Source organism: Apibacter sp. B3546, assembly GCF_009827885.1.
Taxonomy (GTDB): Bacteria; Bacteroidota; Bacteroidia; order Flavobacteriales; family Weeksellaceae; genus Apibacter.
The window spans coordinates 564,491-578,068 of sequence record NZ_WINW01000002.1; the positions used below are offsets into that span (position 1 = coordinate 564,491).

Annotated in this window: 13 protein-coding genes and 1 tRNA gene; 8 read left to right on the forward strand and 6 right to left on the reverse strand. The window is 28.7% G+C overall.

Annotated elements, in window-relative coordinates:
* The first annotated feature begins 143 nt into the window (after positions 1–143).
* The gene (gene dnaA, locus GFU93_RS02530; RefSeq protein WP_105298016.1) at positions 144–1,574 is read left to right on the forward strand and encodes a chromosomal replication initiator protein DnaA; all 1,431 of its coding nucleotides are present in this window, start codon (positions 144–146) and stop codon (positions 1,572–1,574) included.
* Positions 1,571–2,023 (forward strand): low molecular weight protein-tyrosine-phosphatase, encoded by a 453-nt coding sequence (locus GFU93_RS02535; RefSeq protein WP_255410618.1) that lies wholly within the window; start codon positions 1,571–1,573, stop codon positions 2,021–2,023. The genes dnaA and GFU93_RS02535 overlap by 4 nt, the downstream gene beginning before the upstream one ends.
* A 13-nt stretch (positions 2,024–2,036) precedes the next feature.
* On the opposite strand, the gene GFU93_RS02540 is transcribed toward GFU93_RS02535, so the two are convergent.
* Positions 2,037–2,906 (reverse strand): NifU family protein, encoded by an 870-nt coding sequence (locus GFU93_RS02540; RefSeq protein ID WP_160566944.1) that lies wholly within the window; start codon positions 2,904–2,906, stop codon positions 2,037–2,039.
* A gap of 77 nt (positions 2,907–2,983) precedes the next feature.
* Between GFU93_RS02540 and GFU93_RS02545 the strand changes: the two genes are divergently transcribed.
* Both GFU93_RS02545 and crcB read left to right on the forward strand, forming a co-directional pair.
* Positions 2,984–3,526, forward strand: a complete 543-nt coding sequence (locus GFU93_RS02545; protein WP_160566948.1) for a gamma carbonic anhydrase family protein — start codon at positions 2,984–2,986, stop codon at positions 3,524–3,526.
* Between the two features lie 79 nt (positions 3,527–3,605).
* Positions 3,606–3,980, forward strand: coding sequence for a fluoride efflux transporter CrcB (gene crcB, locus GFU93_RS02550; protein ID WP_160566951.1), 375 nt, complete (start codon positions 3,606–3,608; stop codon positions 3,978–3,980).
* Between the two features lie 160 nt (positions 3,981–4,140).
* Here the strand turns inward: crcB and GFU93_RS02555 are convergent, their stop codons facing one another.
* Together GFU93_RS02555 and GFU93_RS02560 are read right to left on the reverse strand one after the other, a co-directional pair.
* Entirely contained in the window at positions 4,141–5,700 is a 1,560-nt protein-coding gene (locus GFU93_RS02555) for an Rne/Rng family ribonuclease (protein ID WP_160564159.1), read from the reverse strand.
* A 263-nt stretch (positions 5,701–5,963) separates the two neighbouring features.
* A complete protein-coding gene (locus tag GFU93_RS02560) occupies positions 5,964–6,257 on the reverse strand; it encodes an HU family DNA-binding protein (protein WP_105298021.1) in 294 nt (97 codons plus the stop codon).
* A 95-nt stretch (positions 6,258–6,352) separates the two neighbouring features.
* Here GFU93_RS02560 and mutY point away from each other — a divergent pair, with 95 nt between their 5' ends.
* The 4 genes from mutY (at position 6,353) to GFU93_RS02580 (ending at position 10,034) form a co-directional block, all read left to right on the forward strand.
* Positions 6,353–7,345 carry an A/G-specific adenine glycosylase gene (gene mutY / locus GFU93_RS02565; protein WP_160566954.1) on the forward strand — a complete coding sequence of 331 codons (993 nt, stop codon included), beginning with the start codon at positions 6,353–6,355 and terminating at the stop codon, positions 7,343–7,345.
* A gap of 47 nt (positions 7,346–7,392) precedes the next feature.
* The gene (locus tag GFU93_RS02570; protein WP_105298023.1) at positions 7,393–7,773 is read left to right on the forward strand and encodes a single-stranded DNA-binding protein; all 381 of its coding nucleotides are present in this window, start codon (positions 7,393–7,395) and stop codon (positions 7,771–7,773) included.
* Between the two features lie 332 nt (positions 7,774–8,105).
* Positions 8,106–8,687 (forward strand): gliding motility lipoprotein GldD, encoded by a 582-nt coding sequence (gldD, locus tag GFU93_RS02575; protein ID WP_160566957.1) that lies wholly within the window; start codon positions 8,106–8,108, stop codon positions 8,685–8,687.
* A gap of 21 nt (positions 8,688–8,708) precedes the next feature.
* Positions 8,709–10,034, forward strand: coding sequence for a hemolysin family protein (locus GFU93_RS02580; RefSeq protein ID WP_160566960.1), 1,326 nt, complete (start codon positions 8,709–8,711; stop codon positions 10,032–10,034).
* A 303-nt stretch (positions 10,035–10,337) separates the two neighbouring features.
* On the opposite strand, the gene GFU93_RS02585 is transcribed toward GFU93_RS02580, so the two are convergent.
* The 3 genes from GFU93_RS02585 to GFU93_RS02595 form a co-directional block, all read right to left on the reverse strand.
* Positions 10,338–11,969 (reverse strand): M1 family metallopeptidase, encoded by a 1,632-nt coding sequence (locus GFU93_RS02585; protein ID WP_160566963.1) that lies wholly within the window; start codon positions 11,967–11,969, stop codon positions 10,338–10,340.
* Positions 11,970–12,331: 362 nt separating this feature from the next.
* Positions 12,332–12,405: transfer RNA gene (locus tag GFU93_RS02590), tRNA-Arg, on the reverse strand.
* A gap of 82 nt (positions 12,406–12,487) precedes the next feature.
* Positions 12,488–13,558 carry an acyltransferase gene (locus GFU93_RS02595; RefSeq protein ID WP_160566966.1) on the reverse strand — a complete coding sequence of 357 codons (1,071 nt, stop codon included), beginning with the start codon at positions 13,556–13,558 and terminating at the stop codon, positions 12,488–12,490.
* Between the last annotated feature and the right edge of the window lie 20 nt (positions 13,559–13,578).

Here is a 13,578-nt window from a genome sequence, read left to right on the forward strand (position 1 = left end):
AGATAGAATATATATTTACTTACTAATAAATTTCTAAAAATACAACAGGTAATCCTCTTTTTTTTTCTAAAATAAATTAACAATTTTGTGATCTAAAAGGTGGGTAAAATTTTATCCTTTATTTTTTATACAAATTTAAAAAAATGTTAAATTCTGCGATTTCAATATGGGAAGCCTGTCTACAATATATCAAAGATAATATCTCTGAGAAATCCTATTTTACATGGTTCCAACCTATCAAGGCCGTAAAGCTTCAAGATAAAATATTAACCATACAGGTACCCAGTAAGTTTTACTATGAATATCTTGAAGAAAATTACATAAAGATAATAAAAAGTGCCTTAACTAAAAATTTGGGAAAAGATGCCAAATTGGTTTATTCCATTATGATGGAAAAAAACCAACAATCTGAAAATTCCTATACCGTTAACATTCCAAGTTCCCAAAAAGCACAAATAAAGGTTCAGGAAGTGGAAGCTCCCCTATTTATTGAAAGAGGAGTTAAAAATCCATTTATTATTCCCGGATTACAAAAATTAAAGATTGATAGTCAACTCAATACAAATTATACATTTGATAATTTTATTGAAGGAGATTCTAATCGTCTTGCCCGTTCTGCGGGAAAACAAATTGCTAAAAGACCCGGCGGTACTTCTTTTAATCCTTTATTTATTTATAGTAGTGTAGGTTTAGGAAAAACCCATTTGGCTCATGCTATCGGCTTAGAAGTTAAAAGAATTCAATCTGAAAAAACCGTCTTGTATGTTTCCATGGAAAAATTTTGTCAACAATTCCAGGAAGCTACTAAATCAAACAATAGAAATGATTTTATTCATTTTTATCAAATGATTGATGTGTTGATCGTCGATGATATTCATTTCATATCGGGTAAAAAAGGTACACAAGAAGTATTTTTCCATATTTTTAATCATTTACATCAAAACGGAAAACAGATTATATTAACCTCGGATAAATCGCCGGTAGACATTCAAGATGTTGAGCAACGATTAATCTCTCGATTCAAATGGGGACTTTCAACTGAAATACAATCCCCTGATTATACTACAAGGTTAGCAATTCTCCAACAAAAAATGGAATTTGATGGTATTGCGCTTTCTGATGAAGTTTTAGGATATATTGCTAAAAATATTAAAACCAATATTAGAGAACTGGAAGGATCTCTAAATTCCATAATTGCTCAGGCAACTTTCAATAAAAAGGAAATAACCTTAGATCTTGTTGAAAAAACACTATCTAATCTTATTACTAATTCCAAAAAAGATATTACCATAGATTATATTCAAAACTTGGTTTGCGATTATTTTAAAGTATCAATTGATGCTTTACAATCAAAAACCAGAAAAAGAGATATTGTTCAGGCGAGACAACTAGCTATGTATTTCGCTAAAAAATATACTAATGCCTCTCTTTCTTCTATTGGTATTCAAATTGGTAAAAGAGATCACGCAACCGTATTACATGCTTGTAAAACGGTTGACAACTTATTTGAAACAGATAAGTTATTCAAATCTTATGTTGACGATTTAAATAAAAAATTGACTTCTGATATATGAAAATATTAATGGTTTGTTTAGGTAATGTTTGTCGTTCCCCTATGGCAGAAGGAATTTTACGTTCAAAACTTCCTGATAGTTTTACTGTAGATAGTGCCGGGATAACCGATTATCACGTAAATGAAAAACCTGATAAACGTGCGATTCAGGTTTGTAAAAAAAACAATATTGATATTTCTCAGCTAAGAGGCAGAAAATTTATTACTTCTGATTTCGACGAGTTTGATGCCATATATGTTATGGATCATGCCAACTACAGCGATATAATCTTCAAAGCAAAAAAAGAAGCAGATAAAAAAAAGGTTAAGTTAATTATGTCCGAATCTCCTACCGCTGTTAAACAAAGTGTTCCGGACCCTTATTACGGTGATATAGAAGATTTTGAAAATGTTTTCAATCTATTGAACGAAGCTTGTACTAGTATTGCTGAAAAGCTTACAAAGGATTAATGGATAAGTTAACTTACCCATTAATCGCTTCTACTGCTTCAATTTCATTAGGTAACATTTGTTTTAAAAGTTCCTCAATTCCATTTTTTAAAGTATATGTTGAGGATGGACAACCATTGCATGCCCCTTGTAAAAGCATTTTAGCTACCTTAGTTTCTTCATCGAAAGAAATAAGTTCTATATTACCTCCGTCTCCGGCAATTGCAGGTAACACATATTCATCCAAAATATTTTTAATTTTAATTTCAATTTCTGAAAATTCTCTTTCCGTATGATCTGTAGTTTTATAGGTGGAAAAATTTTTTATATTGCTGATCTCTTTTTCTTCTCTTAAAAATTCAGAAATAGTATACCTTAGTTCCATAGAGATATCTTCCCATTGATAATCTTCGGCTTTAGTTATGGAAACGAAATTATCCGATATAAACACTTCTTTTACATAAGGAAAACTAAATAAATATTGTGCTAAAGGGACTTCTTTAGCTTCGCTCTCATTTTTTAATTCAATTATTCCTTCAACTAAAATTTTGTTGGTAACAAATTTCATTACAGAGGCATTAGGCGTCATTTCTACATACACAGATATGGGAGTATTACGCGGCTGTAAAACAACTGAAGGATTCGCCAGTAATTCGTCTTCAATTAATTCTTTTACTTCATCTAAGACCATATCCCATTCTACCATATCATTTTTTTGAACAGCAATAAAATTTGCTGTAATAAAAATATGAGTAACAAATGGCAATTGAAGTAATTCTTGTGCTATAGGAATATCAACTGCTTTTTTTATATCCGATATTTCATAACTGCCTTCTACTAATGTTGAGGGGGCAACGAATTTAATTATATTTTTATTGGGAGTTTTTTCAATTTTTAATTTCATGTCATTTAGTTTAATTCTTCAAAATTACATAACTTGCTAGTATCTATAAACAGATTCTTATAATATTATTTAAAAATATGGCGCTACTTAAAAAAGTATTAGATAAATTTCCCTCAATTGAAAATGATTGTTATTTATCAGAAACATGCGTAATCATCGGAGATGTGACTATAGGAAGCCAAAGTTCTGTTTGGTTTAATGCTGTAATCCGTGGTGATGTTAATTTTATAAAAATCGGCAGCAAAGTTAATATTCAAGACAATGCAGTCATTCATTGTACCTATATGAAACATCCTACCCTTATTGGAAATAACGTATCTATAGGTCATAATGCAATTGTACATGGATGTACTATTCACGATGATGTTCTGGTTGGTATGGGAGCTATAGTCATGGATGAGGTAACCGTAGAAAGCAACGCAATTATTGCTGCCGGAGCTGTAGTCACTCAAGGTACGTTTATATCACGTGGTGAAATTTGGGCAGGAATTCCGGCAAAAAAAATAGGTATGGTTTCAGAAGATTTAATGAAAAATAAAATACACCAGACGGCTTCCAATTATATTAAATACAGGAAATGGTATAGTAATGAAGAAGATGATGATGACAACGGCATTTAAGGATTCGATGCAAGAAATTTATTAACTTGATTACACTTTTTGTTAATAGTAAAGATTTAGATAAAGATAATTTTATTTTATGATTTATAATATTTTTTTAGTAGGATTAGGTGGATCTATAGGTTCAATCATTCGTTATCTATTATCTCTTTATATCCAAAAATATTATGGAGGAATATTTCCTTTAGCTACTTTTCTTATAAATTGTAGCGGATGTATTGTCATCGGATTATTTTTGGGATTATCAGAACGATTTAATTTTATAAACAATGAAATAAAATTACTATTAATAACCGGTTTTTGTGGTGGATATACTACTTTTTCAACTTTTTCAGCTGAAAATTTGCAATTATATCAAAATCATCAATTCTTCACTTTAGCTTTATATATAGGTATCAGCATCTTGATAGGAATTTTGGGTGTTTGGATAGGAAATTTTATTTCTAAAATCTGATATACCTATAAATTTTAGAGTAAAAGTCGAACTATGATTATTGTTTCTAAGAATGTTAAGAAACCGTATCTTTAAGCTCAGATCTACTATTCAATTAAATTTATCTCCTCAAAAAGAAGGATAGAAAGAGTGTGTAATGAATGAAAAATAAGTATAGAGTTTAATTTGAAAATTTATAGATGACTTCCTTCTCTTCGTTTTGTATTTGAAATTCAAGATATTTAAAGCTGTCTCTAGGAATTACCCTAATCCATCTTTTGTAATTTAGAAACCATTCATTACGTATGCTTTTTATGCCTTTAGTTAAATATGCTGCAACAAATGGATGCGTATGCAAATACAATTTGCCTTTATTAGAAACTATGGCATTTAAGATTTGTTGTTGAATTTTATCTACTAATACAATAGGAGATTCTACTTTTCCATTAATATTAGGATTTTCCTCTGTTGTATTCAACTGTTTTTGAGGACGTACTCTTTGTCTGGTGATTTGAACTATTCCAAATTTACTTGGAGGTAAGATTTTATGTTTTGCTTTATCATCTTTCATTACCTTTTTTAAATACTCATAAAGATCTTTTTTGTGCTGAGATGAAGTAAGATCAATAAAATCTATAACGATGATTCCTCCGATATCTCGTAAACGTAATTGACGAGCAATTTCTGCTGCAGCTAATTTGTTGATATGTAAGGCTGCATCTTCTTGAGATTTTTGATTGGCTGTAACGTTCCCTGAATTAACATCTATAACATGCATGGCTTCAGTATGTTCAATTATCAAATACGCGCCTTTCGATTGATAAATATTAACATGCTTACCAAACAATTGTTTTATTTGCTTATCTATATTGTAATATTCAAAGATGGGAATATGGGAATCGTAATATTTAACTAACTTAGATTTTTCGGGAGCTATAATATTAAGGTATTCTTTCATCTCTCCGGCCAATTCCTCATTATCACAAACGATACTAACAAAATCTTCATTTAAATTATCCCTAAGAATTGATGATGCTTTATCTAATTCTCCCAAAATTTTGGCAGGTGCTTTGCTTTTTTTAATATTACGAAAGCACACATTGTTCCATTTATTTAAAAGATTAGTTAATTCCGATTGTAATTCTTGAGCGGATTTACCTTCTGCTACCGTTCTAATAATAAGTCCGAAACCATTAGGGCGTATTTGTTCTCCGATTTGTTTCAACCTGTCTTTTTCTTCAGCAGTAGATACATTTCTTGAAACTGATGTCTTGGATGCAAAAGGAATCAATACAAGATACCTTCCGGCTAAAGAAATTTCGGAAGATAATCGAGGACCTTTGGTTGAAATAGGCTCTTTGGTAATTTGTACGAGTATATCCTGATTAGGAGTTAGAACATCTTGTATAACTCCATCCTTGTTTATATCTTCTTCAAAAGGGAACGAAGTTAATTTGGGTGAATTTATTTTACCGGAAGATACTCCTTTACAATATTTTAATGAAGATTTAATTTGTGGACCTAAATCAAGATAATGTAAAAAAGCATCTTTTTCGTATCCGATGTTTACGAAACAAGCATTAAGACTTGGGGCAAGTTTTTTTACTTTGCCCATAATAATATCTCCAACCGTAAAATTATTTCCTATTTCTTCTTCATGAAGTTCTTGAATCCTCCCTCCTTCTAATATTATAATTCTAACTTTTGAATGTTCGTATGATACTATTAATTCTTTACTCATCTTTTACATTAATTATCCACCCTTATACACATTCATTTTTGAACAAAAACATTCTTTACCTATTGTTTTTGAGTTTAAACTTTGGTAAAGAATGTACAAATATCTTAAGTAAAAAAACCTTAGTTTTATGTTAGAAGAAAATTATTTATTTTTCTTTTTATGACGGTTTAATCTTCTTCTTTTTTTACGTTTATGGGTCGCTACCTTATGACGTTTTCTTTTTTTTCCGCTTGGCATAGTGTTCTTTTATTTATTAATTATTACTAATTTTTGACTTTAACATTTGTTTTTACGTCTTCAACAAAAGACTTAGCTGGTTTAAAAGCAGGTACATTGTGAGCCGGAATCTTAATAGTTGTATTTTTAGAAATGTTTCTTCCTGTTTTAGCTGCTCTTTTTTTAATTAAAAAAGTTCCAAAACCTCTTAAATAAACATTATCACCCTTAGCCATAGCAGTTTTAATCTCATCCATAAAAACTTCCACGACTTTTTGAGTTTCAACTTTTTCAAGACCCAGTTTACTTGAAATCGAATTTACGATATCTGCTTTTGTCATACTTTTAATATTATATTATTATACTTCTAATTAAATTTTGAGTTTGCAAATATAATATTATTTTTGGAAAGTAAAACTTATAAACATTTAAAAGTGTGAATTTTATTAGTCTTTTACAGAAATGGTATAAAATTAATAAACGCTTACTGCCATGGAGGGAAACTCTTTCTCCTTATAATATTTGGATTTCGGAAATTATTTTTCAGCAAACTCGTATTAATCAAGGATATGAATATTATTTAAATTTTATTCAACGATTTCCTAATGTTGAAGTTCTGGCAAATGCCGCCGAAGATGAAGTATTAAATTCCTGGCAGGGATTGGGGTATTATTCTAGAGCGCATAATTTACACTTTACCGCAAAATACATTGTAAATGAATTAAATGGTATTTTCCCTGATTCTTATAATGAAATAATTAAACTTAAAGGAATTGGAAAATATACTGCCGCTGCCATAGCTTCAATATCTTTTAATGAAAAAGTGCCCGCTCTTGACGGTAATGCATTTCGAGTATATTCCAGAGTTTTTGGCTCAGAAAAGGATATAAGTAAAAGTAGCACTTTTACCTACTTTTTTGATTTAATTAAACCTTTAATGCCGGAAAATCCAGGTGATTTCAATCAAGCGATCATGGATTTCGGTTCGATGGTCTGCACACCGTTACATCCAAAATGTGATCAATGTATTATTCAGGAGGAATGTTTGGCCTATACTAATAATTTACAAAACGTTCTTCCTATTAAATCTTCCTCGGTTAAAATTAAAGAAGAAAGTATACATTATGCCTATCTTTTTTGTAAAGACTTAACATTAATAAAAAAAAGAAATAACAATTCGATTTGGAAAGGGTTATATGAATTCCCCTTATTTGACCAAAATTTCAAGAATTACCAAATTATCCATAACCATCAGATTAAACATAAGCTTAGTCATAGATTGTTAACTATTACCATTTCAGAAATTGAAATTGATGAAAATGATTTTTATCAAGTCGCCCATAAAATAAATGCTATAATTTTGAATAAAAACAACTTAAAAAGCTACGCTTTTCCAAAACCCATGGAAAATTTTTTATTTTATAATTAAATTTTTTATTATTTTTGCTCATCAATGCGATCAATTTATATATAAAAATGAGTACATCTATTAATAAAGTAATTTTAGTTGGGAATTTAGGTACTGACGTAAAATCTTATAGGTTTAGTGATGGAAATATTGTTGTTAACTTTCCGGTTGCCACATCTGAAAGTTATATGAATAAAGAAACCGGAGAAAAAGTAGATGTAACTGATTGGCATAATATAACTGCAAGAAATAAACTGGCAGAACTTTGTGAAAAATTTTTGAAAAAAGGAAGTAAAGTTTACATTGAAGGAAAACTTAAAACCCGTAAATTTGATGATAACGGTATTACTAAACATATTACCGAAGTTATTGCAGATAATATTTTATTTTTATCCAACTTATTGGGTAAACAACCTGAAAATGAAGACATAATTCAGCATGATTTTTAAACTTCAAAAATACTTATAATAAAATTTCAATTTATATGGACGAGCCCGGGCCCACGAGTATTTCATTAATTTATATCCTCTTATTTTATAATTTTCTCTTCTCCTATTGTTTTAAGAGAAAAACTTTCTTTAAGTTATTTAGCAAAAATCTACAGGTATGTGCATTGACTGCTTTTGCATATACTTTATCCCCTCAAAAATATTTTTATTACAAGATAAAATATTTATATAAAAAGTTTCTATTTATAGGTAATAGATGGGATAATATACGTATTGTATCTAAAAATTCGTTATATATATTATTTAATTAAATACTAAATTTATTTATTTAGATGAGTAAATCATTAAAAAAATTATATATTTTATATTTTATTATTCTATTTTCTTTGTTTTTACTTAGTTGTAAGAAAGAAGAATATTTACCTAAGCCAATCGGCCAGGTAAGATTAGAATACCCTGCACCCAATTACATATTTTTTAAAAAAGAAAAATGTCCTTTTGAATTTCAGTATTCGAACCTCACTAAAGTAGAGGATAAACACAAAAATTGTTGGTACAATTTTAGTTATCCATTCATGAAAGCAACTCTATATTTAACTTATTCTGAGGTAAACGGAAATTTAAATTCGCTATTAAAAGAAGCTCAGAGACTTGTATATGAACATACCATAAAAGCCAATTCTATAAAAACCAAATCATTTTCTTATCCGGAAAAAAAGGTATTTGGGAATCTTTATCGATTGGGAGGCGAATCTGCTTCAAATATTCAATTTTATGTAACAGACAGTATTAAACATTTCCTTTCAGGAAATTTATATTTTAAAGTTCAGCCTCGGCCTGATTCTTTACAACCTGCTGTTGAATATATTGAAAAAGATATTATTAAAATGATTGAAACAACTACCTGGGAATAAACTTAATTTTTTTATATTAAAATGTTAGAAATAGGAATTCTTTTATTATTAACTCTTTTAAATGCCTTTTTCGCTATATCTGAGATTGCCTTAGTATCTGTAAAGAGGCAAAAAATTGAAAACAAAGTTAAAAAAGGAAATAAAAAGGCTCAAATAGTACTCAATCTTTTAGAAAAACCGGAAGATTTTTTATCTTCTATTCAAGTGGGTATAACTTTGATCGGTATTGTATCGGGTGCTTATGGAGGCGCTACCTTAGTAAAATACGTTACTCCATTTTTTGAGCATTTCTCATTGACAGCAACCCATGCTAATGAACTGTCTTATATGGTAATTATAGCATTGATTACTTATGTGTCCATAGTTTTGGGAGAGTTAATTCCTAAGACTTTCGGCATGAGAAATCCTGAAAAAATAGCTTTGACTGTTGCTCCAATTATCAAAGTTTTTTCAATGGCTTTGTATCCGTTTGTTAAAATCCTTTCATTTTCAACCCATATATTTAATAAGATATTTAAAATTTCAAATGTGGAAGGTGAAAAAATTTCTGAGGACGAACTAATTTATATGCTTAAGACAGCAAGTTTACAAGGGGTTTTAGAAAAAGAGGAAAGTGAATTGCATCAGAATGTTTTTGCTTTTTCAGAACAAAAAGCAAAAAGTTTAATGACATACCGCAAAAGAGTTGAATGGATTAATTTAAAAGATAGTTTCGAAGAAATTGAAAAGCAAATTAAAGACAGCAATTTTACCAAATTTCCCGTGTGTGACGGTAATTTAGATGAAGCTAATGCCTATTTGGCTATAAAAGAATTTTATGAAAATATAAACACGCCAAATTTTGATATCAAATCCATTTTAAAAACTCCGATCTTCATTCATGAAAATATGCATTCTGTTGATATTTTACAAGAATTCCGTAAAAATAAACAGCATATGGGTTTTGTTGTAGATGAATATGGTACTTTTCAAGGTATTATCACTTTGCAAGACCTTATTGAAGGTATTGTAGGTGACATGCCTGAGAGCGATGAAGAAGAGACAGAAATTGTGCAACGTGAAGATGATTCATATTTAGTTAACGGTAATATAGGAATAAGAGATTTAAATTCTTTTTTTGATGATACCATTATAGAATTAGACGATGATGAATATGTTACGTTAGCCGGATTTATTATTTATCACATGGAGTATATTCCTGAAGTTGCCGAAAAATTCAATTATAACGGATTTTCATTTGAAATTGTAGATAAAGATGCAAATAGAATAGATAAAGTATTAATGGAAAAACTTAATTCTACGGAAGAAAACGAGGAGAGTTCCGCTGAAGATGAAATTACTGATTAATACTATTTTTTATGATTTACTTTATTTATAGTTTGCTCTTTATTGGATTTATTATTATTTCATTTATGCTTTATCGGTTTTTACTAAAAACTACCGATATAATGAAGTATATGTTTTTCATTATTTTATACATAGTCGGTATATTACTATTTTTTCAGGCAGCAGAAATGATTATTATCTATTGGTATGATCCCATACCTGCTAAGTATTTAAATTTTATGTTCTTAACCTATCTTTTTGCTACAATGATTGGGTTTATAAGTATTTCAATTATTACCATTAAAAAGTTGAAAAAGAAATGAGTTATTCATTTGATTTATAGACTTTAACATAAAAATTTTCATCAACATAAAATTTATTGATTAAATTCTTAGGTTTGACGGATTTCCAATTTTCTGTAGGTTTGATTTTACCTATGGACGTGTTTATTTCCATTGAAAAGCCTTTAACAACGTTTGACCATTTATAAAATAAGGTATTATCTTTTATATAATAATTTAATACGGGTATATCTACAGTTCTTAAATATTGGTCAAAAATTTTAGAAAAATTAATTCCTGATTTTTCTGATATGTAATTTTCTATTTGACTCGAAGTAACAGTTTGATGATAAAAATCTTGGTTTAAACCTCTGAGTATATTTCTGAATAGTTCATCATTTCCGATAATTTGTCTTATGGTATGTATCATATTGGCTCCCTTATCATACATATCTAAACTTCCTTTTTTATTTTTAGAATATGTTCCTATAATGGGAATATCATTTTTAATATTCTTTCTTTGTCCTATTATATACCTGTTTGCTTTTTCCTTTCCATAAAAATATTCAACAAATAACGTTTCCGAATAGGTAGTGAATGCTTCATGTATCCACATGTCTGCAATATCTGCATTAGAAATATTGTTGCCAAACCATTCGTGTCCGGATTCGTGAACTATAATAAAATCCCACTCCAACCCTATACCCGTACCGCTTCTGTCTTGACCTAAATAGCCATTTTTATAATTATTGCCGTAAGCAATTGCACTTTGATGTTCCATGCCCAAATAAGGCGCTTCAACAATCTTATAACCATCCTCATAAAAAGGATACGGGCCGAACCAATATTCAAATGCTTCAAGCATCTTTTTTACTTGTGAAAATTGAAATTTAGCTTTATTTAAATTTTCAGGCATAACCCAATAACTTAATTCTAAATTTCCTTTTTCTCCCTTATATTCATCTTTAAAATTTACGTAATCTCCTATATAGGGAATTATATTGTATGAATTTATGGGATTAATTACCTGCCATTTAAAATAATTTTTTTTTGATTCATTCCAATTAACTATTAGTTTCCCATTGCCTATACCTTTTAAGTGGTTATTGGTAACAATAGTTAAGGTCATTCCTTCATCCGGCTCATCTCCCAAATAGCCCTTGCATGGAAACCACACACTAGCTCCAATGCCTTCACAAGCAACGGTCATCCAATCTTTACCATTTCTATCTTTAGAAAATATCCAACCTCCATCCCAGGGAGCATTTTCTGCAACTTTAGGCTTTCCGCTAAAATAAATAATAAGTTCCTGATCGACATTTTCTTTTTCTGCATCGCTACTTAAGTCTAAATAGTAATAATTTCCTTTTTTTATATAGGGTACACGGTTATTTTTTACTGTCAAAATACTATCGATCTTCATTGGATTTTGAAGATCAATTTGAATTATATCAGATCCTTTATTTTGGAATTTAATTTTGTTTGATCCTTTTAAAAATTTAGTTGTAAAGTCCGGTTCAATGATTAGATCATAATGTTTTACATCCCAATGATCTACATACTTATTTTTATTACTCTCTATCGAATCTTTAAATATAAATAAAGCTCTTTCTTGAGCAACAAAAATTAGAGGGAAGAATAAAAATATAACGTATTGAAATTTAAGAGATTTCATAAAGAATACTTTAACGATGAATCTATTTGCTAAACTAATTATATAAAAGAACGTATAGGATGTAAGTATCTTGTACTTTACTTTAATTATTGTTAAATAGTTTTAGAACATGAAAAGTTTATTATACGTATTGGTAAAAAAAATATTAGACACTAATGAACCTCACTCTAATTTAATCGTATTTCACATTTGAAGTCAGATTACTTATCATGCAATTAATTTCTTTTAGTAAATCCCTATTAACTATTTTGATGAAATTTGATTAGACTTTATACATTAATTAAAATTGTTAAAATTCTAATTTCAATAAAAAAAGTCATTAAAAACAAGCTATTTAACTCGTTTAAAATGACTTACTTTAGTGACCGCGGAAGGAGTCGAACCCTCAACCTTCAGAGCCGTAATCTGACGCTCTATCCAATTGAGCTACGCGGCCATTTATTTTGCGTGCAAAGCTAATAAAATTTTTTTTTCTATTAAAATCTTTTTGAATTTTTCAATGAATTTTCATTATTCTTTCAAGTCTTTTTATTTAATAATACTTTTTTTAAAACTCTGGATATAGGGGTTTCTAAATACTTATAGCTTAGTAATGAAAAAATGCAAGCTAATGAAGCAATAAGTAAAGGTATTAAAAGTATTTCCTTTCCTAAAAAATCATAGATACTATTTATGGCAGCAACTCCAATATGATAGTGAATTAAATATAAAGAATATGAGGCAACACCCAATTTACAAACCCATTTATTATTTAAAAAAGAAAGATATTTTGGAAAATAAACGAAAATTAAAAACAATAACAAAATGGAAAGGTAAATAAACAACAGCTTTATATCTTTCCCCCAAATTGTTAAAATAACTATCAATATAATCATTATGCTTAAGTTCTTATATTCTTTTTTATTGTTGTATAATTTATATAAAAAAAGCCCCACAAGAAACCATAAACATTCATGAAAAAAAATAAATCCTCTACTGACAAATTTATAGTATTTAATTTTTTCCGGTGATATAAAATTTTTCAAAATATCATGTCCTATTTCACTTGAAAATAAAAGAAAAATCGGTATGCCTATTATACAAGTCAATATATAATTTCTTATCATTTTTTTAGGCGATAGAAAATATAAAAATCCTATTAAAAAATAAAAATTCACCTCAACCCATAAGCTCCAATATGCATTATCTATATAGTAATATTTGGTATAACCGACGAATATATCTACGAAGTTTGGATCTATAAATGTATTAGCTATGTAATAATTAATTATATTTTTAGAACTGTAATATCCTTCGCCTTTGTATATATAACTAAAAAATAAGAAAGTACATGTTGAACAAATAAACATCCCCGGAGCTAACCGAATATATCTTTTTTTTAAGAATTGTAGATAATTTTTAGAATTTTCCAATGATATAGAAATAACAAAACCGGATATAATGAAAAAGATTTGAACCCCTAAATATCCTTGATAAGCTAAAAATTTAACTATTTCATTTTTTGAAAAATTATAATAATGTCCTAAAACAACCATTCCTATAGCTAACACTCTAAGTCCATCTAATATAGGCACTCTTGAATTTTTCATAATTTAATTTACTTATGGCA